Source organism: Ureibacillus sp. FSL K6-8385 (genome assembly GCF_038593155.1).
GTDB lineage: Bacteria > Bacillota > Bacilli > Bacillales_A > Planococcaceae > Ureibacillus > Ureibacillus terrenus.
The window spans coordinates 1,096,725-1,123,121 of the sequence record NZ_CP151968.1 but is presented as its reverse complement, the minus strand read 5'-3'; the positions used below and the strand labels follow the sequence as shown (position 1 = coordinate 1,123,121).

At 41.4% G+C, this 26,397-nt stretch carries 31 protein-coding genes, 2 pseudogenes and 1 other annotated feature; of the genes and pseudogenes, 11 read left to right on the top strand and 22 right to left on the bottom strand.

Features of this window, described 5'->3' with window-relative positions; genetic code table 11:
* Positions 1-12: 12 nt before the first annotated feature.
* Genes comGC through comGA form a run of 3 tightly spaced genes read right to left on the bottom strand, consistent with a single transcriptional unit; the run spans position 13 to position 2,388 of the window.
* Positions 13-318, bottom strand: a complete 306-nt coding sequence (gene comGC, locus NST62_RS05475) for a competence type IV pilus major pilin ComGC (protein ID WP_141600823.1) — start codon at positions 316-318, stop codon at positions 13-15.
* Positions 319-332: 14 nt separating this feature from the next.
* Entirely contained in the window at positions 333-1,400 is a 1,068-nt protein-coding gene (comGB, locus tag NST62_RS05470) for a competence type IV pilus assembly protein ComGB (protein WP_141600824.1), read from the bottom strand.
* Positions 1,381-2,388 carry a competence type IV pilus ATPase ComGA gene (gene comGA / locus NST62_RS05465; protein ID WP_328215456.1) on the bottom strand — a complete coding sequence of 336 codons (1,008 nt, stop codon included), beginning with the start codon at positions 2,386-2,388 and terminating at the stop codon, positions 1,381-1,383. The genes comGB and comGA overlap by 20 nt, the downstream gene beginning before the upstream one ends.
* 264 nt (positions 2,389-2,652) lie before the next feature.
* Between comGA and NST62_RS05460 the strand changes: the two genes are divergently transcribed.
* Both NST62_RS05460 and NST62_RS05455 read left to right on the top strand, forming a co-directional pair.
* The gene (locus NST62_RS05460; RefSeq protein WP_141600826.1) at positions 2,653-3,354 is read left to right on the top strand and encodes a helix-turn-helix domain-containing protein; all 702 of its coding nucleotides are present in this window, start codon (positions 2,653-2,655) and stop codon (positions 3,352-3,354) included.
* Positions 3,355-3,469: 115 nt separating this feature from the next.
* Positions 3,470-3,712 carry a DUF2626 family protein gene (locus tag NST62_RS05455; RefSeq protein WP_141600827.1) on the top strand — a complete coding sequence of 81 codons (243 nt, stop codon included), beginning with the start codon at positions 3,470-3,472 and terminating at the stop codon, positions 3,710-3,712.
* Between the two features lie 63 nt (positions 3,713-3,775).
* Here NST62_RS05455 and NST62_RS05450 read toward each other — a convergent pair whose 3' ends face one another.
* Positions 3,776-4,414, bottom strand: a complete 639-nt coding sequence (locus NST62_RS05450; protein ID WP_141600828.1) for an MBL fold metallo-hydrolase — start codon at positions 4,412-4,414, stop codon at positions 3,776-3,778.
* A 204-nt stretch (positions 4,415-4,618) separates the two neighbouring features.
* On the opposite strand from NST62_RS05450, the gene NST62_RS05445 reads away from it, so the two are divergent.
* Entirely contained in the window at positions 4,619-4,795 is a 177-nt protein-coding gene (locus tag NST62_RS05445) for a DUF2759 domain-containing protein (protein WP_141600829.1), read from the top strand.
* Positions 4,796-4,905: 110 nt separating this feature from the next.
* Here NST62_RS05445 and NST62_RS05440 read toward each other — a convergent pair.
* The 4 genes and pseudogenes from NST62_RS05440 to rpmG all read right to left on the bottom strand — a co-directional run bounded on the left by NST62_RS05440 (position 4,906) and on the right by rpmG (position 8,128).
* A pseudogene (locus NST62_RS05440) lies at positions 4,906-6,802 on the bottom strand (LTA synthase family protein).
* A 312-nt stretch (positions 6,803-7,114) separates the two neighbouring features.
* Positions 7,115-7,333 carry a YqgQ family protein gene (locus NST62_RS05435; protein ID WP_141600831.1) on the bottom strand — a complete coding sequence of 73 codons (219 nt, stop codon included), beginning with the start codon at positions 7,331-7,333 and terminating at the stop codon, positions 7,115-7,117.
* 4 nt (positions 7,334-7,337) lie between these two features.
* On the bottom strand, positions 7,338-7,916 hold the full coding sequence (locus NST62_RS05430) for a 5-formyltetrahydrofolate cyclo-ligase (RefSeq protein ID WP_141600832.1): 579 nt from the start codon (positions 7,914-7,916) through the stop codon (positions 7,338-7,340).
* Between the two features lie 62 nt (positions 7,917-7,978).
* Positions 7,979-8,128 (bottom strand): 50S ribosomal protein L33, encoded by a 150-nt coding sequence (rpmG, locus tag NST62_RS05425; protein ID WP_141600833.1) that lies wholly within the window; start codon positions 8,126-8,128, stop codon positions 7,979-7,981.
* Between the two features lie 167 nt (positions 8,129-8,295).
* Here rpmG and NST62_RS05420 point away from each other — a divergent pair, with 167 nt between their 5' ends.
* Positions 8,296-8,673: a hypothetical protein gene (locus NST62_RS05420; RefSeq protein ID WP_141600834.1), complete on the top strand. Its 378-nt coding sequence runs from the start codon at positions 8,296-8,298 to the stop codon at positions 8,671-8,673.
* Complete coding sequence (locus tag NST62_RS05415; protein WP_141600835.1) at positions 8,670-9,137, top strand: endolytic transglycosylase MltG; 468 nt, start codon at positions 8,670-8,672, stop codon at positions 9,135-9,137. Before NST62_RS05420 ends, NST62_RS05415 begins: the two co-directional genes overlap by 4 nt.
* A gap of 90 nt (positions 9,138-9,227) precedes the next feature.
* Here the strand turns inward: NST62_RS05415 and NST62_RS05410 are convergent.
* Positions 9,228-9,560 (bottom strand): annotated as a pseudogene (locus tag NST62_RS05410) (nitrilotriacetate monooxygenase); the annotation flags it as partial.
* A gap of 143 nt (positions 9,561-9,703) precedes the next feature.
* Here NST62_RS05410 and NST62_RS05405 point away from each other — a divergent pair.
* The gene (locus NST62_RS05405) at positions 9,704-10,933 is read left to right on the top strand and encodes an MFS transporter (RefSeq protein WP_141600837.1); all 1,230 of its coding nucleotides are present in this window, start codon (positions 9,704-9,706) and stop codon (positions 10,931-10,933) included.
* 50 nt (positions 10,934-10,983) lie between these two features.
* On the opposite strand, the gene NST62_RS05400 is transcribed toward NST62_RS05405, so the two are convergent.
* From NST62_RS05400 to NST62_RS05345, 12 genes are all read right to left on the bottom strand, one after another.
* Complete coding sequence (locus NST62_RS05400; RefSeq protein ID WP_141600838.1) at positions 10,984-11,553, bottom strand: aminodeoxychorismate/anthranilate synthase component II; 570 nt, start codon at positions 11,551-11,553, stop codon at positions 10,984-10,986.
* A complete protein-coding gene (trpE, locus tag NST62_RS05395; protein WP_328219681.1) occupies positions 11,550-12,935 on the bottom strand; it encodes an anthranilate synthase component I in 1,386 nt (461 codons plus the stop codon). The genes NST62_RS05400 and trpE overlap by 4 nt, the downstream gene beginning before the upstream one ends.
* Before the next feature lie 62 nt (positions 12,936-12,997).
* Positions 12,998-13,211: a binding site (T-box leader), on the bottom strand.
* 151 nt (positions 13,212-13,362) lie between these two features.
* The gene (gene pstB / locus NST62_RS05390; protein WP_281279175.1) at positions 13,363-14,196 is read right to left on the bottom strand and encodes a phosphate ABC transporter ATP-binding protein PstB; all 834 of its coding nucleotides are present in this window, start codon (positions 14,194-14,196) and stop codon (positions 13,363-13,365) included.
* A gap of 24 nt (positions 14,197-14,220) precedes the next feature.
* A complete protein-coding gene (gene pstA / locus NST62_RS05385; RefSeq protein ID WP_141600841.1) occupies positions 14,221-15,099 on the bottom strand; it encodes a phosphate ABC transporter permease PstA in 879 nt (292 codons plus the stop codon).
* 4 nt (positions 15,100-15,103) lie between these two features.
* Entirely contained in the window at positions 15,104-16,048 is a 945-nt protein-coding gene (gene pstC / locus NST62_RS05380) for a phosphate ABC transporter permease subunit PstC (RefSeq protein ID WP_328219680.1), read from the bottom strand.
* A 63-nt stretch (positions 16,049-16,111) separates the two neighbouring features.
* Positions 16,112-17,077, bottom strand: coding sequence for a PstS family phosphate ABC transporter substrate-binding protein (locus NST62_RS05375; RefSeq protein WP_141600843.1), 966 nt, complete (start codon positions 17,075-17,077; stop codon positions 16,112-16,114).
* 202 nt (positions 17,078-17,279) lie between these two features.
* Entirely contained in the window at positions 17,280-19,475 is a 2,196-nt protein-coding gene (locus tag NST62_RS05370; protein ID WP_141600844.1) for a penicillin-binding protein 2, read from the bottom strand.
* Between the two features lie 180 nt (positions 19,476-19,655).
* On the bottom strand, positions 19,656-20,075 hold the full coding sequence (locus NST62_RS05365) for a pyridoxamine 5'-phosphate oxidase family protein (protein WP_141600845.1): 420 nt from the start codon (positions 20,073-20,075) through the stop codon (positions 19,656-19,658).
* Positions 20,076-20,138: 63 nt separating this feature from the next.
* On the bottom strand, positions 20,139-21,023 hold the full coding sequence (locus NST62_RS05360; protein ID WP_141600846.1) for a patatin-like phospholipase family protein: 885 nt from the start codon (positions 21,021-21,023) through the stop codon (positions 20,139-20,141).
* A 151-nt stretch (positions 21,024-21,174) separates the two neighbouring features.
* Positions 21,175-21,348 (bottom strand): hypothetical protein, encoded by a 174-nt coding sequence (locus NST62_RS05355; protein WP_342463205.1) that lies wholly within the window; start codon positions 21,346-21,348, stop codon positions 21,175-21,177.
* A 126-nt stretch (positions 21,349-21,474) separates the two neighbouring features.
* On the bottom strand, positions 21,475-22,086 hold the full coding sequence (locus tag NST62_RS05350; protein ID WP_141600847.1) for a superoxide dismutase: 612 nt from the start codon (positions 22,084-22,086) through the stop codon (positions 21,475-21,477).
* Positions 22,087-22,300: 214 nt separating this feature from the next.
* Entirely contained in the window at positions 22,301-22,783 is a 483-nt protein-coding gene (locus tag NST62_RS05345) for a DUF456 family protein (protein ID WP_141600848.1), read from the bottom strand.
* Positions 22,784-22,901: 118 nt separating this feature from the next.
* On the opposite strand from NST62_RS05345, the gene NST62_RS05340 reads away from it, so the two are divergent.
* From NST62_RS05340 to NST62_RS05325, 4 genes are all read left to right on the top strand, one after another.
* On the top strand, positions 22,902-23,417 hold the full coding sequence (locus NST62_RS05340; RefSeq protein ID WP_141600849.1) for a DUF1189 family protein: 516 nt from the start codon (positions 22,902-22,904) through the stop codon (positions 23,415-23,417).
* 43 nt (positions 23,418-23,460) lie between these two features.
* Positions 23,461-23,790 carry a hypothetical protein gene (locus tag NST62_RS05335; protein WP_328215354.1) on the top strand — a complete coding sequence of 110 codons (330 nt, stop codon included), beginning with the start codon at positions 23,461-23,463 and terminating at the stop codon, positions 23,788-23,790.
* Between the two features lie 91 nt (positions 23,791-23,881).
* Positions 23,882-24,982 (top strand): flavodoxin-dependent (E)-4-hydroxy-3-methylbut-2-enyl-diphosphate synthase, encoded by a 1,101-nt coding sequence (gene ispG / locus NST62_RS05330; RefSeq protein ID WP_141600851.1) that lies wholly within the window; start codon positions 23,882-23,884, stop codon positions 24,980-24,982.
* Positions 24,983-25,000: 18 nt separating this feature from the next.
* Positions 25,001-25,576 (top strand): hypothetical protein, encoded by a 576-nt coding sequence (locus NST62_RS05325; RefSeq protein ID WP_141600852.1) that lies wholly within the window; start codon positions 25,001-25,003, stop codon positions 25,574-25,576.
* Between the two features lie 46 nt (positions 25,577-25,622).
* Here NST62_RS05325 and NST62_RS05320 read toward each other — a convergent pair whose 3' ends face one another.
* Positions 25,623-25,772, bottom strand: a complete 150-nt coding sequence (locus NST62_RS05320) for a hypothetical protein (protein ID WP_342463204.1) — start codon at positions 25,770-25,772, stop codon at positions 25,623-25,625.
* Between the two features lie 116 nt (positions 25,773-25,888).
* Here NST62_RS05320 and NST62_RS05315 point away from each other — a divergent pair, with 116 nt between their 5' ends.
* A complete protein-coding gene (locus NST62_RS05315) occupies positions 25,889-26,389 on the top strand; it encodes a 23S rRNA methyltransferase (RefSeq protein ID WP_141600853.1) in 501 nt (166 codons plus the stop codon).
* Positions 26,390-26,397: the final 8 nt, after the last annotated feature.

The window sequence follows — 26,397 nt, the reverse complement described above, 5'->3', positions numbered from 1 at the left end:
TTCTCCCTCCCCTTAATTATTGATGATAGTCACGGTGCCGTCCGTCTGAATGGCAATCCCTTTTCCGTTTGGACATTTATCCATATTTTCTTTTAAATAACCTTCATTAATCAATTGAGTCAAAGTAGGCACCGTTTTATGGTCAATTCTGTAAGATTCCACCTGGCCTTGAACCATTTTTATATAGGCTTCGCATCCTTTATCGTCGATGGAATTCATATGTTTTGTCACATTAGGGACCGTAATCAGAATCAAGATGGAAATAATAAACAGAACAATCAACATCTCAATCAGCGTAAAACCTTTTTGATTTCTCATCGGCACCACTCCTTTTACAGAATTTCGATTAAGTCGTATACCGGAAGCAGCATGCTCAAATAAGCAGCAACAATGCAAATGGCGATCAAAATAAAGAAGAAAGGCTGGATGGCTGACAGGCAAATTTTCAGCATTGAATGGATCCGTTCATTGAGCAGATCGCTGAAAATCAGCATTTCACGGCCAAGATAGCCGCTTTTCTCCCCGTGCCTGATAAACTCGTCAAACTTTGGAGTAAATAATTGAAGGATGTTCACCGCATCCGACAACGAATCTCCAAAAATCACCCTTTCTCTTAGCAAAGAAGCGATATAAGACAAATGGGGGCTCAATTTCTGTTCTTCCAATATCGTCAGTGCATGTTGGAGGGATACGCCCGATACCAGCAAACTTCCAAGCAGACGGGAAAATTGTCTTGTGATGTTCAATTTGTAAAAAGAATTGGCAACGGGCGTTTTCAAAATAATCTTCAATTGATCGGCGATATCTTTTTTTCTTATAAAATGGATGATTGAAAATAAAAGAAGTATGGAAAGGATAAGGAAGCCGATAAGAAAATCGGGAAAATGCAGTAATACCATGGCCAGCTTCAGGCTGGCAATCCTTTGCGAATCGGCAGATACGGCAATTTGCTGCATATTTGGCAGGAAGTAGTTCCGGAATAGAACAAAAACCGTTGCCAGGATGGCAATTAGAAAAACCGGATAGATGAGAAGTTTTATGAATTTTTTTCGCATGTCCTCCTGAAATCTCATTTGTTCGCTGATGTACTGCAAAGTATCCGCCAACCCACCCTTTTCTTCCGCGATTTTGGTCAGCAAAAGAAAATGTCTGGGTATGGAAAACTGTTGCAATATATCCGCAACGGATGAACCGCTGTTGAATTGCTGCTGGATCCGTACGCCCCATAGTTCCGCCTTTTCGGCATGATAAGGGAGCAGCATGAACAGCGCTTCCGGAAAAGTATATCCTTCTTTTAATAAATCGCTCGTCCTTTTCAAAAACGAAGGCACATCCCGCATCCTTTTGTTTTTGTCGCTAATAAGGGCGGCAACGGTCCTTTTATCGATTCGTTGAAACATGATGCTCTCCCGATTCAATAAAAGCCCTTTGGTATTCCAACGTTTCCTCAATAGGCAGACGGTACTCCTTTCCTTCCATTGTGAATTTGATGGCCATCTCCAAAGAATCTTCCGCCAAAATTTCATAAAGGGCTTTACGGCTGTCAAGTTCCCTCAAATGGATTAAACACTGGGCAACAATCCCGATCACCGCCTGTCTTATCTCTTCAATGGAAATATTTAAATCCATCAGACGGTACAAGCAGTTCACCGAGTTTTTTGCATGAATTGTCGACAGCACCAAATGCCCCGAAAGCGCCGCGCTGACGGCAATTTCCGCCGTTTCTTCGTCCCGGATTTCCCCGATCATGATGACATCCGGGGAATGTCTTAAAATCGCTTTTAAACCGCTTGCATATGTGATTCCGGCACGTTCATTCACCTGGACTTGAAGAATGTGGGACTGGCTGCTTTCCACGGGATCTTCCAGCGAAATGACATGCCGCGCCAACGTTTCACTGCAGTAGTTCATCAATGAATACAAAGTGGTGGTTTTCCCTGAACCGGTTGCGCCACATAGCAGAATAAGTCCTTGTCCTTTTGAAACTAATCGTAATAACTTTTCGGCTGATTGCGGATAATAACTTAAAGAGGTAATCGGAAATGAGGCATTCTGAAGAAATATGCGAATAACGAGGCTTTCACGTTTAAAGACGGAAGGCAAAGTGGAAACTCGGAAGGCGTACAAATAATCCGAAAGCTTTTCTTCAAAGGAACCGCTTTGCGGTTTCCGCTTCTCACTGATATCCAAAGAAGATTTGAATTTGAAATACGAAATGATTCGGTCGCCTAAATCAATGGGGAAATGACCGGCAGGAAACAGCTTTCCGTATTTACGGAATTGTATGTTGTATTGTTTCGGCGCCGGTTCGATATAAATATCGCTGGCACCAAAATGCAGAGCCTTCAGGAGCAGCTGGGTCGATTTCGTCTCGATGACAGACTCCACATTCAAGCACTATCACCTCTCCCCATAATTTGTGACCGCTGATTTAAGTAATAGTATAAAACGAAATTCGCAATTCGAAAAGACTTTTTCTGAAAATTTTCATTTCACAGAAAACTACTTTTGCGAAAAGAATTTGACAATTTTTATTACAAATTTTGAATATTTTTCTATACTTGCGGATTATTTATGCATTTTCACTATCATTTCATTAAAAATAAAGATACAATTGTAATAGCAGAATATTACTAAGGGTGGGATAACAGAATGTTGCATCCATTAAAAATTACGAGCACTTTGGCGGACGAAACGCGTTTTCAAATATATGAATACATGTTGCAGCAGAAAAAAACATTCACTGTGCAAGATATTGCGGATAAATTTAAAATCCATCCAAATGTGGCCAGACTGCATTTGACGAAACTTGCCGAAATCAATCTCATTACGGCCGACTTCTTGAAATCAGGAAAAGGCGGAAGACCGGGGCGCATTTATAAAGTATCCGAACAAGGAGTCGAATTAAGCTTTCCGAAACGCGAAGATAAACATTTGATTAAATGGGCCATAGAACTTGTCTATGAATTAGGGCCGGAAGCGTTGGAAAAAGCAAAAAAAATCAGTTATGAAGACGGCTTCAAAGAAATGCGGAACCGGTTGGCAAAAATGAACTCCCCAATCAATTTTGAAGAAAAACTTGAAATCTTGTCCGAAGCCGCTTTGCTTATCGGCTACATTCCGAAAGTTGTCGATACAGAAAAAGGAAAAAAAGTAATTTTGACGATTTATAATTGTCCTTTTAGAAGCCAAATTGCAGAACATAGCGACATCATCTGTGATTTGCATCAATCATACATCAAAGGACAAATCGATGCATTGTTTGAAGAGAACAGCTTTGTCCAGTTTGAAAGCATGATTCATGATTGCGAATTTTGCAAATATGAAATCGATGTTCCGAATGTCGCTCTGTGAAATATTACACTTGTTTGTCACAAATCTATCAAAGTATTCAGTTTACAATATTGTCAACTATCATTTATAATAAACATTGTAATTATTGTGTCGTTACAAAAAGGAGGGAATCGACATGGCTAATATGTACAAGGTTTTGGCATTCTGGACAGGTATTTTTGCCGTTATGTTCTACCTTGGTGATATGATCGAGGTTTCGCTATTATTCGTAGGTAATTCGGTATTATTCTTATTATTGGGCTTCTTAAACCTTTCAGAACGCATGTATATGTACATTTTCGGAGCATATTTAACAATATTCTTTGCAGGTTTTACTTATTATGCAACCTTTATCCACGTACCTGGTGCAGGACATTAATAATTGATGATAATAATAAAAAGCATCGGTTTCGCCCGATGCTTTTTTTATTTTTCTAAAATATTAAAACCCATGCAAAAACGGATTCATTTCCATTTCATAAGCGGGTGTTGTATAAGGGCCGTGGCCCGGATAAATAATAAAATCATCAGGCAGCACAAGCAATTTTTCATGAATGGACTTTAAAAGAATATCCATGGATCCGCCGAGCAGGTCTGTCCGGCCGATGCTTCCCTGAAACAGGGTATCGCCCACAATCGCGAAACCGTCTTCTTTAAAGATGTAGGAAATGCTTCCCGGCGAATGTCCGGGTGTAAATACTGCCTGAAATTTCATGCCGCCAATTTCAAATTCTTGTTCGCGGTCAATAATGGAATCGGCAGGCTGTAAACGGATGGTTGGAAGATCGGCAAATTTTCCGGATCCGTTTTTACTCGGATCCAACAACCAGTCCTCTTCTTCTTTATGAATATAAACGGGAATATGAAAAGCGTTTCTCACTTCGTCCACCGCGCCGATATGGTCAAAATGGGCGTGGGTTAAAAAGACGGCTAGCGGCTTCAACCGCTCTTTTTCAACGGTTGATATGATTCTTTGCCCTTCTTCGCCCGGGTCAAAAATGATGCATTCCTTCGCTTTATTGCTTACGATGTAGCAATTGGCCTGGATAGGTCCGACACTTAAAATTTTTACATCCAACAAATTCATCACCTCTAGCGTATTATACAATGGATTGGAAGAAATGAACATTCATAAAATGCTTTATGTCTTTTTTCCGAAGAAATTGCGTTGTTCATATAAACGTCACTTTTATACCTCGACATTTGATGACCGTTGCTATAAAATAGAGAGGGAACATTGTTTACGACATACTGGTTGGATGTCGAAAGGAGTGTAATTTTTTTCATGAACTTATTAATGGTATTTTTCGGATTAATTGCTATTCTTTCATTAGTTGCAGCGTTCCGCGCAATTAAAGAAAAAAATGTTCTCGCTATTATTTTTGGACTAGCAGCTGGCATAGTTTTTGGTTGGTTTGTATTCATGACAATTTATCACCAAGGCTATCCTCCAGCAATCTAATGAAAGTATAAAAAACGGGATACATTCAAATGTATCCCGTTTTTTAATGATAAATTTTAAATTTCTAATCTAAATAATCAAAAAACAACCCGGCATGTAGCCGGGTTGTTTTATTTAACCGAGTTTTGTATCAAGTTTCCCGTATCCTCGTCATAGAACCGCAACAAGTCGCCGTTGATGATTTTATCAGAATATCCGAGTTCTTTCTGTGCACGCTCAATATATGGCTTGCATCCTTGAATATCCACTTTTTCCCCTGTCTTGCGGTCGAAACATGTTTCATCCGCATAAACATATTGATCTGTCACAAATCGTCCGTCACGGAATATGACAAAGTCTTCATGCTCGTCGGAGAACAAATCGGCACCCAATTGCATGTCGTTTGATGTATCGATTCCCAACAAGTGAAGAATTGTCGGTCTTAAATCCATTTGACCTCCGACTTTATCAATGACATGCCCATCGCCTGAACCCGGAATATGAATGAATAAAGGAACAGATTGCAATAGGGCTGTATCATATGGTGTAATTTCATCTTTGCCTAAATACTGCGCCATTGCTTTGTTATGGTTTTCGGAAATGCCGTAATGGTCGCCGTACATGACAATGATGGAATTATCATATAAGCCTTTTTCTTTTAATTCCTCAAAGAAGACCCTCAACGCTTCGTCCATGTACCGAACAGTTTGGAAATAACGGTTCAACGTACCCGAATTTGAATTATATTCAGGAATCATTTTATCCTCTTCATCCAAAGTGAACGGGAAGTGGTTTGTTAATGTAATCATGCGCACATAGAACGGTTGAGGCAATTCGGTCATTAAGTCCGCTGACTGCTCAAAGAACGGAATGTCTTTTAATCCCCAGTTTACCGAGTTTTCATCGTTGACATCATAATAAGTGATATCAAAGAATTTTTGCATTTTTAATGATTGATACATCATATCCCGGTTCCAGAAAGATTTATTGTTCGCATGCATGACACCCGTGAAATATCCGTTTTTCCCTAATTTTTCAGCCATGGAATTGAACGTATTCCCGCTATGGGTAAAGAATACTGCTCCACGGTCCAATCCAAAAAGAGAGTTTTCCAGAATGAATTCCGCATCACTCGTTTTGCCGAGCCCTGTTTGATGATAGAAATTGCTGAAGTAATAAGTATCTTTATCGTGAATTAAAGAGTTTAGGAATGGCGTCACTTCATAACCGTTCATATCATTTTGCAATACAAAGTTTTGCAATGACTCCAATTGGATGACAATCAGGTTGCGGCCTTTATATTTGCCGAACATTTCTTTATTGACAGCCGCCTGGTTGGCTTTCACATAGTTGTCAACTTCCACCAATTCACTGCCATCGGCAAGGGCGCGCTGTGCGGATGATTTGGATTGAATATATAAATCATATAAATGGTAATTATAAGTACCGATATTTTTCACAAGTAATTCGCGGTCGAAACTGCGTGTCAACAATTGCGGACGCTGTATTTCAGCAAGCCCCAGATTCAAGAACAGCACCGCCAAAGCCAGGACGAAATAGGCGCGGCGAACTTCCTTCCGGACGCTGTATGAATTTCTGAACTTCGGTATAAATTTGACAGCAAAAAGAATGATGAATACATCTGCAAAATATAAAAGATCTTTGAAGCCGATAATTTCAGCTACAGATGTTCCCAACTCTCCAAAGTTGCTTGTTTGGAACAGTACAGGTAGTGTAATGAAAATCGTTGAAGAACCGATAAAATGCAACATTGGCATACAAAACGATGCTTAGCAAAATGCTGGTGAAGATAATCCAACGATTCCGGGCTTTTTCCGTTTTAAAAAATAACGATAGACCATAAGCGAAAAGCAAAAAGCTGAGCGGATTTATGAATAATATGAACTCTTGCATTCCATTTTCCAGGTCAAATTCAAAGCTGGTTCGATAAACGATTGCAGTCTTAATCCATGTGGCTACAATGGCTATTATTAATATTGACTGTTTCGGCCATTTCCACGACTTCATCTTATATCCCCCTTAAAAATGGTTTACATAACCACAACAAATTCACATATACTACATATGTTCCATTTAAACAAAATATATCTTAATCCTTTTTTTTATATTAATCAATCGAAAGAATCATAGAAACGGAAATATGATGTTATGAAAATTATATATTACCTTTCATTTACAATCACCCATAAATATTTACGTATTTTTTACAAAAAAGTTCCCAAAAAGAAAACAGTGGTTCTCCACTGTCGCCGATTGGACTATACAAGTCTATATCTTTTGGATAAAGGAGTCAAACAATAATTCATTGTTTATTTCCAATTATCGCTTGTTTGCATTCATTTTTCGCTCTTCTTCCATCTTCATTTCATTTCGGATAATCAACAAGGCGGATTGAAATTCCTTGGGATCCAACAATTGGGATTTATATAATTCGCGGATTTCATCTTCCATCATCATCAAATCTCCTAATCGGTCACCGGTATAAATAAAAGAACCATATCTCTTCAACAGGTTTCGAATATCCAAAATGTTTTTCATTTCGTTATCCCCTCCGATTTTCTGCGCAATTGATAGAAGCCTTTTCCGTAATTATGACATCGACCGGAATATCATGAGCCTCATACGGCAATTCGTCAACAAGCTGCAAATGGAAAGCAAGGGAGACAAGGCGCCCTTTATAGCCGGACAAATATCGATCATAATAACCGCCGCCATAGCCGATCCGATACCCTTTATGATCGAAGACAATTCCCGGCACAATCACCATATCGATCTCTTCGGGGGATACGTAAACGGTTTCCGAAGGGATCGGTTCTTTCAAATCCATATAAACCGTTTCAAGTTGGGAAAAACTCAAAATTTCATAAAAATCCATCGTGCGCAATGTCGGATTGCATTTCGGCACAACGACCCTTTTTTCCATTCCCCATAATTCCTCGATAATCCCATAGGTATCAACCTCGGGCGGCTTTGATATCGTAATGGCAATGGTCTGGCAATCTTTGAGGAAAGGTTGTTTCAGCAAACGATTTTTAATCATCGTAGAGAATATATGATGTTCTTCTTTGGACAATTCCTGCAGGGCGGATTTTATTTTATGCCGCCATTCTTTTTTGTTCAAACACCATCAATCCTTTACATATACATAAAAAGCCAAAACCGGCAATGGTTTTGGCAAAAAAATTATTTTGTTTCGCGATGAAGAGTAACTTTTTTATCGCGAGAGCAATATTTTTTTAGTTCAAGACGCTCCGGATTGTTGCGTTTATTTTTTGTAGTAATATAATTGCGTTCTCCGCATTCTGTACAAGCTAAAGTAATGTTTACGCGCATGATTTAACCCTCCCACTTTACATCATATCATGAAAATTTATTGATTGCATGATTTATACGACTAAGTCATTATAACATAAATTGAGAAAAAATCTAGCGTCATTTATTATGTTAAATAAATTCCTTATGGTAAAATAACGGAAAATCTTGAGTTCGGAGGAAAGATTGTGGCACTATCAACAATCCTGATCGTTATTGGCATTCTTTGCGTTATTGCATCCTTTTTCCTGAAGGATACATCAAAAAAATTGGAACAGGATGTCGAAGACTTGTCCATTCAATTTTACCAAGAAATGAACGGCATCAAGCGGAGACTAAAAGCGGTGGAGGAAGAATTATTGCTGGATTCTTCCTTCAAAGTGAAGCCCGCAAAAAATTCTGCAGATTTCCGGAAAACTTCACAAGCGAAACCGGTGAATCAAATATTGGTCCAGCAAGTGATTGAGCTGAACAAACAAGGCTGTACCGTGGAAGAAATATGTAAAATGTCCACATTGACAAAAGAACAGGTGCTTCACATTCTTCAACAGGGAGGCCGACGATGAAAAGATCGACACTGCATGGATTCGGAATGGCCCTCATCCTGAGCGGCATCATGTATACTGGACTGGATTACTTTTCCGGCACGGAAGTCTCAACGGACAAATACGAAGAAAAAATTGAACAATTGGAATTGCAATTGAAGGAAGCAAAGCGGCAACTAAAGCAATATGAAAACCAAGCCTCAACAAAAGATGAAACTTCTGAACATCGAAATACTGCCGATTCATCCGGGAAAAAACAAGTGAAAGAAGGCATATTATATATATATTCCGGCCAAACCCCTTATGAAATAGCAAAAAAATTAAAAGATATGGGGATTATTCAAAATGCCGTCGAGATGGAACTTTTTTTGGCGCAGCCGGAATATGCCCGTTCCATTCAAATTGGCCAATACGAGGTCAATTCTTCCATGTCGGTCGATGAAATCGCAAATTTAATAACGGGAAAATCGGATTCATCCAATTAATCCTTCAAAAATTTTTGGAAATTGATTACGGTAAAAATCCCCGATTTCAGGCAGAAGTTTTTCCTCTGCCTGATCGGGACCACATCATTGTCATCGATTTAATATTTTTTCGTAATCCCTAAATGGAGTTTTTTCCAGCCCCAAATGTTCACGTAATGTGGAACCTTCGTAATCCTTCCGGAATACTCCTCGTTCTTGCAAAATCGGAATAACAAGATCCACAAATTCTTCAAACAAAGTAGGATAATACTGGAATAATAAATTATAACCGTCGCAAGCATTTTGATGAAACCACTCTTCCAATTGGTCAGCAATTTCCTCAGGAGTACCAAAAATAATGCGATGCCCTCTTGCACCCGCAATTTTCTTCGCCAGCTGGCGGATTGTCAAATTTCCCCTGTCAAATAATTCTTGAAATAGTTTGCTAAACAATTTTTTAAATTTCAGTTTTTGCAAATGGAACCTCCCGAATCATCTGAATGAAATTATTATGATATTTCGGGTTTCAAACTTGATTTTCCGAAAACAATGAAGTTGCAAAATCGGCTTTTTGTTATAATAGACGCATAGATTCATCATTCAAAAAAAGTCAAAATCAAAAGAGGCGAAATGCATTGTATATCCAGAAAGGGACAAGGGAATTCCGATTGGCCAATATGGCGTTATTTGCCGCCGGATTTATCATCTTTGCCAACCTTTATATTACTCAGCCGGTCTTTCCCCAATTTTCCGAGGAATTTCGGGTTTCACCGGCGGTTGCCAGCCTGTCATTATCCGCTGCCACCGTCGCCCTCTCCTTTAGCCTCATTTTATTCGGCTCTTTGTCGGAAGCATGGGGACGGAAACGGTTAATGACCTTTTCCATCTTTGCCGCATCATTGTTAACCATTGCGTTGGCTTTTTCCCCATCTTTTGAAATTCTTCTATTATTGAGGGTCGTCCAAGGGATTGTGTTTGCTGGTATTCCTGCCATTGCCATGGCTTATTTGGGCGAGGAAATGGCTCCTTCCAGCCTCGGCATCGCCATGGGGCTTTATATCAGCGGAAATTCCGTCGGAGGCTTGAGCGGGCGCATCATCATGGGAACGATCACCGATTTCTTTTCCTGGCAGGTTGGCATGCTTTTTCTGGGGATTTTAAGCTTGCTTGTCAGCATTTATTTTGTATGGGCTCTTCCTGCATCCAGGCATTTTGAACCGAAGCCATTGCGATTGGCTTCTTTGACGAAATCATTGTTTTCCCATTTAAAAGATCCGGGACTCCTATGCCTTTTCGGCATCGCTTTCACGTTGATGGGCGGGTTCGTCACATTATACAACTACATCAGCTATAAACTGATTGGCGAACCGTACAACCTGAGCACAACCATTGTCGGTTGGATTTTTATCGTCTATCTGGTCGGCACTTTCAGCTCCGCCTGGTTCGGCAGCTTGTCTGATCGATTCGGGCGGCCAAAGGTGCTGCTTTCCGGCATTCTGATCATGCTATCTGGGGCTTTATTGACGCTGCCTGTCAATTTGTTCATCAAAATTCTTGGCATTGTCGTTTTCACTTTTGGTTTTTTCGGTTCCCATTCCATCGCAAGTTCATGGGTCAGCCACCGGGCCAAAATGAATAAAGCCCAGGCTTCCTCCTTGTACCTATTCGCCTATTATTTCGGTTCCAGCGTCGGCGGAACAACGGGAGGCCTGTTCTGGTCCAGCTTCGGCTGGGGCGGTGTCATCTCATTTATCAGTGCCTTTCTTATTGTATCGCTGCTATTGGCCGCCATACTTTTCCTTCATAACCGGAATTAATATTTTTAAAAAAGAATGGGACGCCATCTGCATGCGTCCCTTTTTTCGCGTCATACGCTTCCCAAAAAAACTTCCATCAATTTTGTTCCTTCAGGAGTTCCAATCGACTCCGGATGGAATTGCACCCCGTATACAGGATATTGTTTATGTTGGATGGCCATAATTTCCCCGTCGTCTTTTGATGTGGCAACAATCTCAAACTCTTCGCTCAATGTTGTAGGTTCGATCACCAATGAATGGTAGCGCATTACTTCAACGTCATCGGAAAACTCTTTGAACAATCCTTTTCGTTCGTAATTTAATAAGGAAGTTTTTCCATGCATGATCCGGCTGGCCTGCACTATTTCCCCGCCGAATGCGGCTCCGATGATTTGGTGGCCCAAACAAACGCCAAGGATTGGGATTTCCTTGTAAAGTTCTTTCACAAGACTCACCGTTTGGGGAGTGTCTTCAGGCCTTCCAGGACCTGGCGATAACACAATCGCTTCAGGCTTTAACAGGCGAATTTCATCCATCGTGATTTCATCATGACGGACAACCTTCACTTCTTTGCCGAGAGAGGCGATTTGTTGAAACAAATTGTATGTGAATGAATCGTAATGGTCAATCAGCAGTATCATCGTTCCACCTCCAACAACGCCTTCATTTTATTGATGGTTTCCTCGTATTCGGACTCAGGGACGGAATCATATACAATTCCCGCCCCGGCCTGGACGTATGCCTTTCCGTCTTTGACAATCATCGTCCGGATGGCGATGGCCAAGTCAAGATTGCCATTTGTTGAAATATAGCCAATGGCTCCAGCATAAACCCCGCGCTTTTGCTGCTCCAATTCATTGATGATTTGCATCGCCCGGATTTTCGGGGCGCCGGAAACCGTCCCGGCCGGCAGACAGCTTGTGATGACATCGACCACATGCAAATCATCCCTCAGTTCTCCTGCAACTTCCGAAACGATATGCATTACATATTTGTACCGTTCGATTACCATATATTTGGATACTTTGACCGTGCCAATTTTCGATACCCGGCCAAGATCGTTTCTGGCCAAATCGACCAGCATGCGATGTTCCGCCAGCTCTTTTTCATCATTCAAGAGGATGTTCTCCAGTCTTTCATCTTCTTCCTTCGTTTTTCCCCGGGGTTTCGTACCGGCAATCGGGTTCGTTTTAATGATTCCGTCTTTGACTTTCACTAAACTTTCCGGAGATGTACCTAAAATGGCACAATCGTCAAACTCCAAATAATACATATAAGGCGAAGGATTGGACGTTCTCAAACTGCGGTATAGGGAAAAGGGATTCCCTTCAAAATCGGCTGTAAACCGTTGGGATGGAACGACTTGGAATATATCTCCACGTTCAATATATTTTTTGGCTTTTTCCACCATTTGGATAAATGTGCTTTTTTCGATGGATGGGCGAAATTCGATCTTGGTTTGTTCCACGTCTACAAGGGTAGAGCCTTTTTTCAACTGTTCTTCAATTTCGCGGATGGACTCCTCCAGCTCTTCCTCAGTTTTGCCCTCCGAAAACAAGTCAATGGATGCGATAGTGACTTTTTGCAATAAATGATCGATGACGATAAAACGATCGTAAAACATCAGATGAACATCCGGCATATTTAATTCATCCGGCAATGTTTCACCAATATTCTCATGATAAAAAGCCGTATCATAACTGAAATAACCGATGGCTCCACCAAAGAAAGGAAATGGAAATGATTCCTTGGAAGCAGGAAGAAGCTCCCTTAATTTTTGGAAAACTGTTCCTTCCCCCTTCTCTTCCCTTCCTTCTTTCTTAAACAAATAACCTTTGTTGTCCCCGATCAATTCGGCAATCGGATTCGATGCGATAAAGGAATATCTGCCGCTTTCCTCATGTTTTGCAGCAGATTCAAACAACACTTTGTTTTTTCCTGCAATACTGAGAAAAGCAGAAATCGGTGTAATCATATCCCCCTGTAATGTTTTCATTGCATAATTCACTGTCTTCACTGCCATCTCCACTATCTCCTCTCAACTCTTCTGTTCTAAGCTAATCTAATAAAAAGGCTCCCCGAACAGCAAAGGACGGGGAGCCGTGGTACCACCTTTATTGACATAAGACATGCTTATGTCCACTTTAGGTTTGTAACGTCAACCATACGCCGACGCCTACTGAAAGTTCAGCGCCGGAGCTAGAAAGCCCATTCACATCATGGTTTGCACTAGCTCGCACCAGCCGCTAGCTCTCTTCAGCAAATCCATCATGCTACTCTTTTTCATCATTGCTTCCGTATATGGTTGAAATTATTTTATTATAAACTTTTTGATAATTCAATAAAAACCTATGAAAAAGGCATTTATATACAAATTTCTGTGCCATAAGGTTACGATTCCAATTCATATTCAAACCTATCCCGAATGCTCATGAACCCCTCTTCCTTCATCAGCCGAAGCGTCCGGAAATATAATCTTCCGTACGTTTGTCGCGGGGAGTCGAGAATATTTTATCTGTGCGGTCAAATTCCACCACTTCCCCATTTAGGAAAAAGGCGGTTTTTTCCGAGATGCGGGCGGCTTGCTGCATATTATGGGTCACTATTATGATAGAAAACTGTTTCTTTAATTCCAGTATGAGTTCCTCCACTTTTAATGTCGAAATGGGATCCAGGGCGGAAGTCGGTTCGTCCATTAAAATCACGTCCGGTTCAATCGCCAAGCACCGCGCGATGCAAAGCCGCTGCTGCTGCCCCCCGGAAAGACGGTATGCATGATCGTTTAGCCGGTCCTTCACTTCGTCCCAAATGGCCGCGCCTCTCAAAGACTTTTCCACAATCTCATCCAGCAGTTTTTTATTTTTTATTCCATGGATTCTTGGCCCATATGCCACATTATCGTAAATGGATTTCGGAAATGGATTAGGTTTTTGGAAAACCATGCCCACTTTTGTGCGAAGTTCCTCCACAGCAAAATCGGCGTCAAAAATATTGCGTCCTCGATATATAATTTCGCCATTCGTTTTCACGGATGGTACAAGTTCCACCATGCGGTTCAATGATTTAATAAATGTGGATTTGCCGCATCCGGATGGTCCGATGATGGCCGTCACTTCATTTTCCTTCACATCTAACTGGATATCTTTTAACACATGGTGTTCCCCATACCAAAGTTGAAAATTCCTCGCCGAGAAAACAGATGTTTTCTTTTTTGCCCGCGGTTCTTTAAGTCCATATGGATTCCTTTCGGCAACAGTTACGATTTTTAATTCACCATTACTCATTGTTTGAACCATTTTCACACATCCTTAATATCGTTTTTGGAATTTATTTCGGATCATCACCGCAACAGAGTTCATCAACACAAGGATGATCATTAAGACGATAATCCCCGCGGCCGCAACGGATTGGAACGCTTCCTGCGGCCTTTTTGCCCAATCATAGATTTGCATCGGCAAAGCGGTAAACTCGCTCAACAATCCATCTGGCAAGAAATGTATAATTACCGGAATACCCATGACGGCCAGCGGAGCAGTCTCCCCAATGGCCCTGGATAAAGCCAAGATGCTTCCTGTCAGGATTCCGGGCAGGGCTGCAGGCAACACGACACAGAAGACTGTTTGCCATTTCGTGGCCCCCATCGCGTAGGAAGCTTCCCGCTGCTCTTTCGGGACTGTGCGAATCGCCTCTTGGGCGGCCACAATAATCACCGGCAAAATTAATAGACTCATCGTCAATCCCGCTGCCAATATACTTTTCCCTAAACCCAGCATCCGGACAAAAATTGTCAGGCCTAAAAGCCCAAAGACAACGGATGGCACACCGGCCAGGTTGGAAATATTTGCGCGTATGAAATCATTGAAACGATTCTTCTTCGCATACTCTTCCAAATAAACGGCGGTTGCCACACCAAGGATGACGGATGTCGGCGCCACGACCAACATCAGATAAATCGACCCGACTAAAGCCGCCTTAATTCCGGCTTTTTCCGGGAAACGGGAGCTGAAATTAGTGAAAAAATCCCAATCTATGAAGCTTGCACCTTGGGAAATAATTCTTCCAATCAACATGGCCAGTGCGAGCAACGCTAAAATGGTTGCGATGAAAAAAACGCTTTTCCAAATGTTATTTTTTCTGATGCGGGACTTTATTTGTTTTAATACGGCCGTTTCATCCATATATTTCATCCGGTTAATACTCCTCCCTGAAGCGTTTCGAAATCTTATGGGCAATGAAATTCATCAGCAAAGTGAATATAAACAATGTAAATCCGACGGCGTACATCGAATAATAAATCGCTGTACCGTAACCGGCGTCCCCCGAAGATACTTGAACAATATAGGCGGTCATTGTTTGAATCGATCCGGTAACACTGAAATCAAAACTTGGCATTGCGCCGCCGGCAAGAGTTACAATCATCGTTTCTCCGATTGCCCTGGAAATCGCCAATACAATGGAGGCAATGATTCCGGAAAACGCTGCGGGAAGAACGACTTTTAAAGCAACCTCCAGCTTTGTCGCCCCCAGCGCAAGAGCGCCTTCCCGAATGGCGTTTGGCACGGCATTCATGGCGTCTTCGGATAATGAAATGATGCTGGGCAAAATCATCATTCCCACCACAATTCCCGGACTAATGGCGTTGAATAATTTCAGGGATGGAATGAATATTTGCAAAATCGGAGTGACAAAAGTCAAAGCAAAAAAACCGTAAACGATTGTCGGCACACCTGCCAATATTTCCAAAACCGGTTTGATAAATTTTCTTGTCCTCCCGGATGCATACTCACTTAAATAAATTGCCACGGCTAAACCGAATGGTACGGCTACAATCATTGCAATGATCGTTACTTTTAAAGTTCCCATGATCAACGGCAATACCCCAAAGGAAGGGTTGCCGCTTGAAAAGGGATACCATTCTGTTCCGAAGAAATACTCAATAATGGATACTCTTTGAAAAAATTCAAAAGTCTCAAAAACAAGCGTAAACAAAATGCCGAATGTTGTTGCGATACATACTGACGCCGCGAGCACTAAGAGGATTGGCATCATCTTCTCTATCATTTTTTTGATCTTTCTGTCCCGGGATTTCTCTATCAAATGCCGGATCACATGTACTCTCCCAATATCTTGAGCCATTCATGTCAACTCCCTTCCCGATGAAGAAAACGAGGAGGCTGGTCTCCCCGCACATTCAACAATTTATTTGATTGCATCCAACTTTTTCAGACCTTCTTCGTATTTTTCTTCCGGCAAACGGATATACCCGACAGCTTCAGCCATATCCCCCGCGTTTTCCAACAAAAATTTCATGAAATCATAAAAGGCTTCGCTGTCCTTGATTTTTGCATTGTTTACAAATACGAATAACGGTCGGGAAAGCGGAGTATACTCCCCTTTTTCTATGGCTTCCCTTGTCGGTTCCACCCCGTTTACCTTCACAGCTTTTAATCGGTCTTTGTTTTCCAGGTAGTACGCATATCCAAAAAAGCCAATTGCGTATGGATCGGAAGCGACTCCTTGCACAATCACATTGTCATCTTCCGATAATTGCGCAGAGCGGACCAAATCTTCCCCTTCTAAAACGACTTCATCGAAATAGTCGAATGTTCCTGAATCTGTTCCGGGTGCATAATAAACGATTTCTTCATCCGGCCAGGATGGATCAATATCCGACCATTTTTTCGCTTTTCCATCTTCAATCCAAATTTCTTTTAATTGTTCGATGGTTAAATTCTTCGCCCAATCATTTTCCGCATTGACGACAACTGTAATGCCATCATAAGCGATTTCGAATTTTGTAAATTCGATGCCGGCTTCCTCCAGAGCCCTTGCCTCCTCTTCCTTCATTTCTCTTGAAGCGTTGGAGAAATCCGTTTCTCCGGCAATGAATTTTTCAAATCCCCCGCCGGTTCCGGAAACCCCAACGGAAACTTGTACATTCGGCTGTACAGCCTTGTATTCTTCGACTAAAGCCTCAGTAATCGGAGCAACTGTGGATGAACCGTCCCCTGACACAGAACCTGTCAATTGGGCTTCCCCATTTTCCGTCTGTTCCATCCCATTCCCGGAGTTTGTCCCTTCTCCGCTTGTTTCCCCTCCGCATGCTCCAATTAACAATGTGGAGCCAAGTAATGCTGTCATTGATAAATACTTCCACTTTTTCATCTATGTTTCCCCCATCTTCTATAGTAAGTTATCTTACAATGTCCACTATAAAGTTCATTTATTGATGGCATATAAACGGTTTGTTAAGAAAATGTAAAGATTTCATTCTTCCACGGTTGGAAACAAAAATAGAAAGCCATAGTGTTTTACTTTAAGGTCTTCTTAAAGAAAAAAAAACCGCAGTATCAATGTACTGCGGCCACTACTCATTTACTGTTTGCTCTTTTGTGTTTTCATCTATTTTTTCCTCCGAAGTTGGAAGCAAAATTTGTTTATTGACTGCCTGATCGCTGATATTGCTGCTGGCGTATTTATATTTCAACTCAAAATATTTATCTAATATTTCTCGAGCAATTTTGCTGTTTTGATTAATATACCGATCGCCTGTCGTCGCCCAAGGAATCACCACGGCATAAGCCACTTCCGGATGATCGAACGGTGCAAATCCCACATGGGCCACATTGATTGTATACGTGCCGATTCTTTCTTTTATTGGACCGGTATAATGCGTTTCCGCTGTCCCGGTTTTCCCGGCAGCAGTGTAAGGGGCGTTGGCAAAATATGCGCGGGCTGTACCTTGGCTGCCGATATACACTCTCCGAAGCCCCTGTTTAACATGATTGATTTCTTTTTCCGAATTGGAAATCCGGTTCAGGATTTTCGGCTGAATTTCTTCAACAAGAGGACCCAATGTTTTTCCGTCCGCGGAAGGTTCATGGATTTCTTTTAACAGCCGCGGCTGCACACGATAGCCTCCGTTGGCGATTGTCGAAATGTATTGAGCCAGTTGCAATGGGGTATAGGTATCAAACTGTCCGATGGCCAAGTCCAAAATTTTACCTGGTCTATCCAATATTCCTTTATAGCCGGCCACCTCGTTTGGCAAATCAATCCCGGTAGGAACGCCTAATCCAAATTCGGCATAGCCGTTTCTCATTCTTTGCAATGTATCTTCTTTTAATCTCAATCCCATGTTATATCGATAGCTGGTACCATTCAATTTCAAAGCAACCTGGAACATGTAAGAGTTTGAAGAGCGTTCCAGCGCTGCTAAATCGTTCATCCGAATTGCCCCTCCCCTGTTGAAGATGGAACTTTTCGGATTTGTACCTGCAAGTTTGATTGGCTGGTCAATTAAAACCGTGCCTGGTTCAATGACTCCTTCTTTATACGCCATCAACAAAGTGGCAGCTTTTACTGTGGAACCTACCTCATAGGAAGTGGTGAAAGCGCCGTATGAAAAATCGGCAATATATTGTTTTCCGGTTTCCGGATCCTTTTCGATTTTTTTGCCGACCATCGCGAGAATTTCACCGGTATTCGGATTCATCATGATGAAAAAGGCGCGGTCCAACAGGGAGGAACCTCCATAGGTTTTTAGTTCCCGCAAATATTTTTCCACAATTTCTTCGGCGGCTTTTTGCAATTCAATATCGATGGTTGTCACCAAATCCTTTCCGGGTTCTCCGGCAAAGGTAGTGATTGTATCAATCACTTCCCCTTTTTTGTTCGTGACATTTTTTACAACGGATTTCCGGCCTTGCAAAAGCTCCTCGTATTGAGCTTCAAAATAGCTTTCCCCCACCCGGTCATTTCGGGCATAATCGCGCGCCAAATAATAATTCAATTTGGATTCAGGGATCCCCTTGCTTGGAACAGTGGTTCTTCCAAGAATGGCTAAAGGCGTCAATTTCACCCGCTTCCAATCGGTTGTCGTATTGACTCCCGGCAATTCATAAAGCCGTTCAGACACGCGGGCAAATTCCTCGTCGGTTACGTTCTCGCTTTTAATGATTTGAGGAGATAAAAAGTAACCGGATGTCATTTCACGATAAATCGCCAACACTTCCAAATCAAAGTCGGAAAGCTCCGCCAATTCCTGATCGCTAATGCGTTCTCTCACCAATTTATCAATCTCTGCCTGCGCCGCTTTTTCATCATCATATTTTTCAAAAATTCTTTTTTCTTCCGCCTTGGATACTTTCGAATAGGCTTCTTCTTTATGATTTAAAATCCAGAAATCCTGTTTATCGCGGATTGTGATGCGGTCTGTCGGCATGTCAATCAATTTTGCCAGTTTTTTTGCGATTTCCAACATTTCGTCTTGCGACGTCTTTGGCATTCTTGTATATGTAATCGCATTTTGCGGCTCATTATCCACAAGGATTCTTCCATAGCGGTCATAAATTCGTCCCCGTGGAGCACTTGTATTGACAGTGACTTCTTCCTGACGCTGCACTTCCCGGACGTATTCTTCGCCTTTGACGATTTGCAAATACCCTAAGCGCAAAATCAGCAACGAAAACAAAATAAAAATCGAAATAAACAATACGTTCATTCGGAATGAAAGGCTGACACCGGAAAAACCTTTATTGCTTTTTTTCTTTATTTTTCTCATAGGTCCCCTCCTTTCTGCCTCATTTCATAAATTTTAGTATAACACTATTAAATTCGATAAAAAAGGAATTTCCTCTTTCATTTTTTGTAACGTTTCGTTAAAATTCCAGGTTTCAATAACCCTCTTTTTAACAATAAAAAATTATCATCCAATGTTTGGATGATAATTTTTCAAAACCTGTTAAATCGGAACAATTTTTGGTTCTTTCCCTTTTGAATTCATCAACCGGATTTGGGTAGGAACAATTTTTAAGACCACCATGTTCGGGTCGTCCGGTCCTTCAAACCAGAATCTCAGCATTTTGTTCCACACTTTTTCTTTCATACCTTCATCGGATGATATTTCCACTTTCCCCTCGATTTCCAGGTAAGAGTCTCCAAACCCTTTTCCATCATAACCAATCAAAATGTGCGTATAAGGGTTTTTCGACAGTTCTTCCACCTTATGGGTCTTTTTGCTTGTCACCGTGTACAAAGTAAAATCATCATTGTAAAACGTCATATAGCGGGAATGGGGTTTGTTTCCTTCAATGGTTGCCATCGTCCCTACCAAGTTGTCGTTCAAGATTTTTTCGGCAATTTCCCTTTCTGTTTTCGGCATCACAAACACTCCATTTGCTGTTTTGTATTTAGTATTCCAAAAAATCGTTCAGTTATGAGCATTTCATACAACCGGCCTCCAATTTTGCAAAAATTCCTCGGTTTTTGTTCTGCCCAGTTGGATTAAATGCTTTTTCGCTTCATCATCCAGGTCAAATTGGGCGGCATTGTAATGCTCTACGGGAATAAAGATGATATTTTTTTCATGTCTTCTTGAGATGTACCGGTTATCATGGGCGTTCATCATCGCTTTGATCAAGGCTTCAAACAAATGCAGACCATTACCTATTTTGTGGGGATGGATTTCCGTTATTGGGCTGCTGAGTTTCAGTCCCAACAACGGCCGGACCCTTTTCCCGTTATCATAAATCCATAGGGGAAAATTGCTTAATACCCCGCCATCGACGAAAATGGAATCCCCTTTTTCAGTATTTAATTTCACCGGTTCAAAGAAAAAAGGGATTCCGCAGCTCATTCTCAGCGCCTTGGCAATGGAAAACTCGCGCCAATCTTGGCCATATAAATGCAGATCATCGGGGATGACAATCATTCGGCCATTTGACAAATCCGATGCCACGACTTTCAGCGCCCCCTCCGGCAAGTCGCCAAACGTACGGACACCCTTTTCGCCCAATTTCTTGCAAAGCCATTTCTCCAGGATCCTTCCTTTATATAAACCTAAACGGAAATATAAATTCAACCATTTTAACAAGGGAAGAGTTTTCGAACATTTCGGTGGATCAAGCAATGATTTTGTGTCCAATTCTTCGAGTGCCTTTTCCATTTCTTTTACGTTGTACCCTGCCGCAATAAAAGCTGCCACAATGGAGCCGGCACTCGTTCCCGCAACCCTTTTAAAGGTGTATCCTTTTTCCGTAAGCACCTGATAGGCGCCGACAAAGGCAAAGGCTTTTACTCCACCGCCAGAAAAAACGCCATCAATTTCCATCTACTCTCTCCCTTATCTTTTCATTGGTATACTTTAAGAAAAAATAAGGGATTTTAGAACTATTGATGCATAAAGTTGTTGACAATTTAAAAAACCGCAAGCGCTCCGGAAAAACGTTTTCCTTGAAGCTTGCGGTTTTGTTTGCGGTATTTTACTCGTTTAAAATGGATGGGTTTTGCTTGCTCGACGGTTTTCCTTTGTTTTCATTTTGATTGGCTTTTTTTTCCTGTTCATTTTGGCCGATGACATCCAAATCATCAGGGCTCAAATCATAACCATAGCCGTATTCTTCCCTGTCCAATGGTTTCTCTTTTTTCTTTGCCATAACGGTCACCTCCATGGAACTTAATCTGCCTCAAGTTCCACGATTTATGCGGAAGTTCCTCCAAAATTTCTCCTAAAAAAATCAGGGCCATACATGAAGTATGGACCCTGATTTTATAGAAGCGGATTATTTTTTCGCAGCAGCGTATTTTTCAGCCACAACGTCCCAGTTTACAACATTCCAGAATGCGGCAATGTATTCAGGACGACGGTTTTGATATTTCAAGTAGTAAGCATGTTCCCAAACATCCAAACCAAGGATTGGTGTTTCGCCTTCCATGTATGGAGAATCTTGGTTTGGTGTGGATGTAACTTTTAATTCGCCGTTTTTATCCACTACCAACCAAGCCCAACCGGAACCGAAACGGCCTGCGGCAGCTTTTGAGAATTCATCTTTGAACGCATCGAAGCTGCCGAATTTCGCATCGATTGCAGCAGCGAGTTCGCCGGCAGGAGCTTTGGCACCGCCAGGAGTCAATACTTCCCAGAATAATGTGTGGTTGGCATGTCCACCGCCGTTGTTGCGCACTGCAGTACGTTTTTCTTCTGGTACAGCGTCAAGATTTGAAATCAATTCAATGATGTCTTTATTTGCAAATTCTGTACCTTCCACAGCCGCATTTAAATTTGTTACATACGTGTTATGGTGTTTCGTATGGTGAATTTCCATTGTTTGTGCATCAATATAAGGTTCCAATGCATCATATGCGTAAGGTAATTTTGGTAATTCAAATACCATGAGAGTTTCCTCCTTTTATATAAATCAGTAATTTCTTACCTCTTCTATAAGGTTAGCAGAATAAAAGTAGCCATTCAATTATTTCGCACCGGTTTGAAAGGATTTTCAGACTTTTGACCGAAAACCGTTTCATTAATACTTCCGCCATTTATAAAATGCTTATTGCCAACATTACTTTTCCCGTTCCAATGGCTTTTTATACAAAAAACGCTTTTTAAATAATTGCAATGAGAAAAATGATAATCATCACCAATTGCAGGATGCTTTTCGTTGCAACGGAAGTTAAAAAGCCGACAAGCGAACCGATTCCTGCCCGGACAGCCTGATAAAAATCCCTGCCCGCAAAAAAGAACTCGCCGATTACGGCTCCCAAGAAAGGCCCGATCAGAATTCCCAAAAACGGTATGACAAATGGGCCCAGCAATAATCCGATCGTGCTGCCCCAAAGTCCCGCCTTCGTTCCGCCGAACTTTTTCACACTGACGAGATTGGCAAGGGTATCCGCCGCAAACAGCAGGATGACGAACAAGATTTCCGTGAGCCAAAACCACCAGGAAAGCTCTGCAAAGGAGAAAAACAATCCGTAAAGCAAAAATCCCAAAAGCAAAAACAACACGGACGGAATAATCGGATAAACCAATCCAATGAATGCGACGATAAAACAAAGAATAATCAACAACCATGCAATGATTTCCATCAATTTCCCTCCATATTTGTTTTTACGGGGAAGAATGAAAAAAGTTTCAAATACACAAATTTGTTGATTTTTTCTTTTTTCCGTTTCGTGTTACACTTGCAATGGAGGAGAAAAAATAATGGTTACTCATCTGCAATTATTTTTGCACAGTTTATTTCAGCCATTTAAGCTTGCGGCTTATCGGATATTGCCGATCGGCAAAGTCATCCAGTATGTTTTTATCCTTATTACAGTCCTGACGATTTTTTCATTTATTCAATTTTTGACGGGCGTTTCGGAAACGGCCGTCCAAATTAAAGGGTTGCAGCAATATGTGAAAGATATCCAATGGCTGCTTTATCCTTTTGCCCTTTTTTTATTGTTTTTTACTTCCACCGTTTTATTGTTTGTCCGAATCTCCATCTATGCGGCGGCTGGAACGGTATTTTTGAAACTTTTGAAACGCCGCGGAGAATATCGGCACATGTGGCGGACAACCTCTTTCGCGATTACCTGGCCGACGCTGCTTTCCATTCTATTTTCCTTTTTTTCTGTATCTAGTTGGGTTGCAACTTCCATTAATTGCATCATTACCATTTTTCTATTAATCCTTGCTTCGTTAAAATACCCGAAAACAGAAAAAACGAGGTTCTGAATCCCTCCTTGCTTCATATAGTGGAGCAAGGAGGTTTTGTTTTATGAGACTTTTTCTATCAATCGCTGTTGTAATCATCATCATTACAGTCATTAAAATAGATTTGACGGAGGGAACTGTTCCGTTGGCAGCTTATTCCGAAACAAAGGAATGCAATGAACAGCTCGCCGTCAAATCTGTGCCGGTCATTACGAAAGAAGGGGATACGGTTCATAGCTTATTGGCCGAATACCCTACCGATGAGAGAATTTCTATGCCCGAGAGAATGGCAGATTTTTATAAATTCAATCCCCATTTAAAAAAGCAGGCCATCGTACCCGGCGAATTAATCAAAATACCCATTTATTCCAGCAACGGACCATGCAAAAAATAAAATGTTTCTTCCTTGTCGACACTTTTTTACACTGCTAAAATAATGGAAGTGAAGGTACGGGAAAAGTACCTCAAGAAGGAGAGAGTTGTTGATGAGTGAAATTATTCATCGTTCAAAAACACGTCCGGTACGTGTAGGAAATTTGACTATCGGCGGCAATAATGAAGTCATTGTCCAAAGTATGTGTACTACCAAAACCCATGATGTTGAAGCAACTGTCGCTGAAATATTGCGGCTAGAAGAAGCAGGATGCCAGCTTGTAAGGGTTGCTGTTCCAGACGAACGGGCAGCGGCTGCGATTCCTGAAATCAAGAAACGCATCCATATCCCGCTAGTGGCGGATATTCATTTTAACTATAAACTCGCATTAATGGCGATTGAAAACGGCATCGATAAAGTGCGCATCAATCCCGGGAATATCGGACGCCGTGAAAAAGTGGAAGCCGTTGTAAAAGCGGCAAAAGAAAGAGGGGTCCCAATCCGGATTGGTGTCAATGCGGGTTCCTTGGAACGGCATATTTTGGAGAAATACGGCTATCCAACAGCAGATGGCATGATCGAATCTGCTTTGCATCATATAAGAATACTTGAAGATTTAGATTTCCATGACATTATTGTTTCCATGAAAGCGTCCGACGTCAACCTTGCCATTGAAGCTTATGAAAAGGCTGCCCGCACCTTCGATTATCCATTGCATCTCGGGATTACAGAATCCGGAACGCTCTTTTCCGGCACAATCAAATCCGCCGCAGGTCTGGGGGCCCTACTTTCAAGGGGAATCGGCAACACAATCCGCATCTCCCTTTCAGCGGACCCGGTTGAGGAAGTGAAAGTTGCAAGGGAATTGTTGAAAGCCTTTGGTCTTGCATCCAATATGGCCACATTGGTTTCTTGTCCGACTTGCGGACGGATTGAAATTGATTTGATTTCCATCGCCAACGAAATCGAAGAATATATTTCCAAATTAAACGTTCCGTTGAAAGTCGCGGTTTTGGGTTGCGCGGTCAACGGACCTGGTGAAGCAAGAGAAGCGGATATCGGCATTGCCGGCGCCCGAGGCGAAGGCCTCCTCTTTATGAAAGGAAAAACCGTGCGCAAGGTGCCGGAAGAAACAATGGTTGAAGAATTGAAAAAAGAAATCGACAAATTGGCGGCAGAGAAATTGGCGGAAAGGGAAAAACAACAAATCTAATTCATTAGGAGGGGTTTAATGAAGCCGGTTAAACCTCGTTTCGGGATCGATATCGACGGAACAGTGACTGCTCCTGATACGTTGATTCCACATATCAATAAACAGTATAAAACGAATATCGTCCTCGATGATGTCGTTGAATATGATTTTTTGAGCGCATTCCCCCATCCCGTGGATCGGAAAGAGTTCGCAAGATGGTTTAAAGAAAATGAACCATATCTATACTCTGTAAGCCAAATTGCAAAAGATGCCCAAAGCATTTTGAAAAACTGGCACAAGCAGTATGAATTGTATTATATATCCGCCCGTGACAATACTTTATATGATATTACAAAACGGTGGTTTGAACAGCACCAGGTTCCTTATGATCATATTGAACTGATTGGCAGCCATGATAAATTGGAAGCGGCGAAAAAACACCGCATCGAAGTTTTCTTTGAAGATAAACATGATAATGCGGTGGAACTGGCGGAAGAACTGAAAATTCCCGTACTTTTATTTGATACCCCGTACAACCGGAAAGCCATTCCGTCAAATGTCATACGGGTGCGGGACTGGAAAGAAGCAAACGAATGGATTATGCGACATTTCTAAGACAATCGCTAGGCTTGTCCGTTTTTTGAACAGCCTAGCGATTTTTTCATGTTTTCTCACTGTTTATATACAAATCGATGATTTCCCTCACCCACCGTTCCACAAATGTTTCAAAGGGTATGCCGTAACGGTTGTAAATATCATGATAGACAAAATAAACCCCTAACTTTTCCAATAATTCATCATTGATTTTCATCAAAACTTCCCTTCTCTTTTAAAATTTAAAGGAATTTTCTAAAAAACCCTAATCCAAAGATGATTTTTTCGTTATCATGGAGAATGATGAATAGTTCGAACTCTAGGGGGGTATACATGAGGAAATATCATCTTTTCATTGCAGTGGTTTGTTCCATTTTTTTATTAAGTGGATGCAGCAGTATTAAAGATGCGATTTCTGGCATTCAAACACAAGCGGAAAAAGCGAAAAGCGGTTTAACGATCGATGCTTTTTCTTTGCGGGAATCTGAAATTGAATACAAGGGTGCTACTTTTACGGTGGAAGAATTATTTAAAACTATTCTACGTGATGTCCAATGGGAATATGAAAAAAATCAGGACGAGCATCTTTTGATGGTGAAAGGCACTTGGCAGGAGCCTCTGTTTGACGATTTGCAGCTGACGGATAAACAAAAAGAGGAACTTTCCACGACAGGGAAAATATTGATTCAATTAATTTTTGAAAATGACCGGCTCATCCCCGATCAAACGGCTGTAACAATGAAACTGAAGGAAAAGACGCTTGTGGATGAAAAAGGAGAAGAAATCCTGCATTATTTCTGCGATCTTTACTTAAAGGAATACAAACAACAATAGGGCAAATT

Bases quoted from the DNA above. Each gene is read 5' to 3' on its own strand.
- NST62_RS05315 (WP_141600853.1), top strand. From the start codon at position 25,889: ATGAGGAAATATCATCTTTTCATTGCAGTGGTTTGTTCCATTTTTTTA.
- pstC (WP_328219680.1), bottom strand. From the start codon at position 16,048: ATGGCTCAAGATATTGGGAGAGTACATGTGATCCGGCATTTGATAGAG.
- rpmG (WP_141600833.1), bottom strand. From the start codon at position 8,128: ATGCGCGTAAACATTACTTTAGCTTGTACAGAATGCGGAGAACGCAAT.
- ispG (WP_141600851.1), top strand. From the start codon at position 23,882: ATGAGTGAAATTATTCATCGTTCAAAAACACGTCCGGTACGTGTAGGA.
- NST62_RS05350 (WP_141600847.1), bottom strand. From the start codon at position 22,086: ATGGTATTTGAATTACCAAAATTACCTTACGCATATGATGCATTGGAA.
- NST62_RS05340 (WP_141600849.1), top strand. From the start codon at position 22,902: ATGGTTACTCATCTGCAATTATTTTTGCACAGTTTATTTCAGCCATTT.
- NST62_RS05345 (WP_141600848.1), bottom strand. From the start codon at position 22,783: ATGGAAATCATTGCATGGTTGTTGATTATTCTTTGTTTTATCGTCGCA.
- NST62_RS05375 (WP_141600843.1), bottom strand. From the start codon at position 17,077: ATGAAAAAGTGGAAGTATTTATCAATGACAGCATTACTTGGCTCCACA.
- NST62_RS05360 (WP_141600846.1), bottom strand. From the start codon at position 21,023: ATGGAAATTGATGGCGTTTTTTCTGGCGGTGGAGTAAAAGCCTTTGCC.
- NST62_RS05435 (WP_141600831.1), bottom strand. From the start codon at position 7,333: ATGAAAAACATTTTGGATATTCGAAACCTGTTGAAGAGATATGGTTCT.
- comGB (WP_141600824.1), bottom strand. From the start codon at position 1,400: ATGTTTCAACGAATCGATAAAAGGACCGTTGCCGCCCTTATTAGCGAC.
- comGC (WP_141600823.1), bottom strand. From the start codon at position 318: ATGAGAAATCAAAAAGGTTTTACGCTGATTGAGATGTTGATTGTTCTG.
- pstB (WP_281279175.1), bottom strand. From the start codon at position 14,196: ATGAGTAATGGTGAATTAAAAATCGTAACTGTTGCCGAAAGGAATCCA.
- NST62_RS05335 (WP_328215354.1), top strand. From the start codon at position 23,461: ATGAGACTTTTTCTATCAATCGCTGTTGTAATCATCATCATTACAGTC.
- NST62_RS05400 (WP_141600838.1), bottom strand. From the start codon at position 11,553: ATGATACTGCTGATTGACCATTACGATTCATTCACATACAATTTGTTT.
- NST62_RS05415 (WP_141600835.1), top strand. From the start codon at position 8,670: ATGAAAAGATCGACACTGCATGGATTCGGAATGGCCCTCATCCTGAGC.
- trpE (WP_328219681.1), bottom strand. From the start codon at position 12,935: ATGGCAGTGAAGACAGTGAATTATGCAATGAAAACATTACAGGGGGAT.
- NST62_RS05445 (WP_141600829.1), top strand. From the start codon at position 4,619: ATGAACTTATTAATGGTATTTTTCGGATTAATTGCTATTCTTTCATTA.
- NST62_RS05455 (WP_141600827.1), top strand. From the start codon at position 3,470: ATGGCTAATATGTACAAGGTTTTGGCATTCTGGACAGGTATTTTTGCC.
- pstA (WP_141600841.1), bottom strand. From the start codon at position 15,099: ATGAAATATATGGATGAAACGGCCGTATTAAAACAAATAAAGTCCCGC.
- NST62_RS05320 (WP_342463204.1), bottom strand. From the start codon at position 25,772: ATGAAAATCAATGATGAATTATTGGAAAAGTTAGGGGTTTATTTTGTC.
- NST62_RS05460 (WP_141600826.1), top strand. From the start codon at position 2,653: ATGTTGCATCCATTAAAAATTACGAGCACTTTGGCGGACGAAACGCGT.
- NST62_RS05365 (WP_141600845.1), bottom strand. From the start codon at position 20,075: ATGCCGAAAACAGAAAGGGAAATTGCCGAAAAAATCTTGAACGACAAC.
- NST62_RS05325 (WP_141600852.1), top strand. From the start codon at position 25,001: ATGAAGCCGGTTAAACCTCGTTTCGGGATCGATATCGACGGAACAGTG.
- NST62_RS05370 (WP_141600844.1), bottom strand. From the start codon at position 19,475: ATGAGAAAAATAAAGAAAAAAAGCAATAAAGGTTTTTCCGGTGTCAGC.
- NST62_RS05355 (WP_342463205.1), bottom strand. From the start codon at position 21,348: ATGGCAAAGAAAAAAGAGAAACCATTGGACAGGGAAGAATACGGCTAT.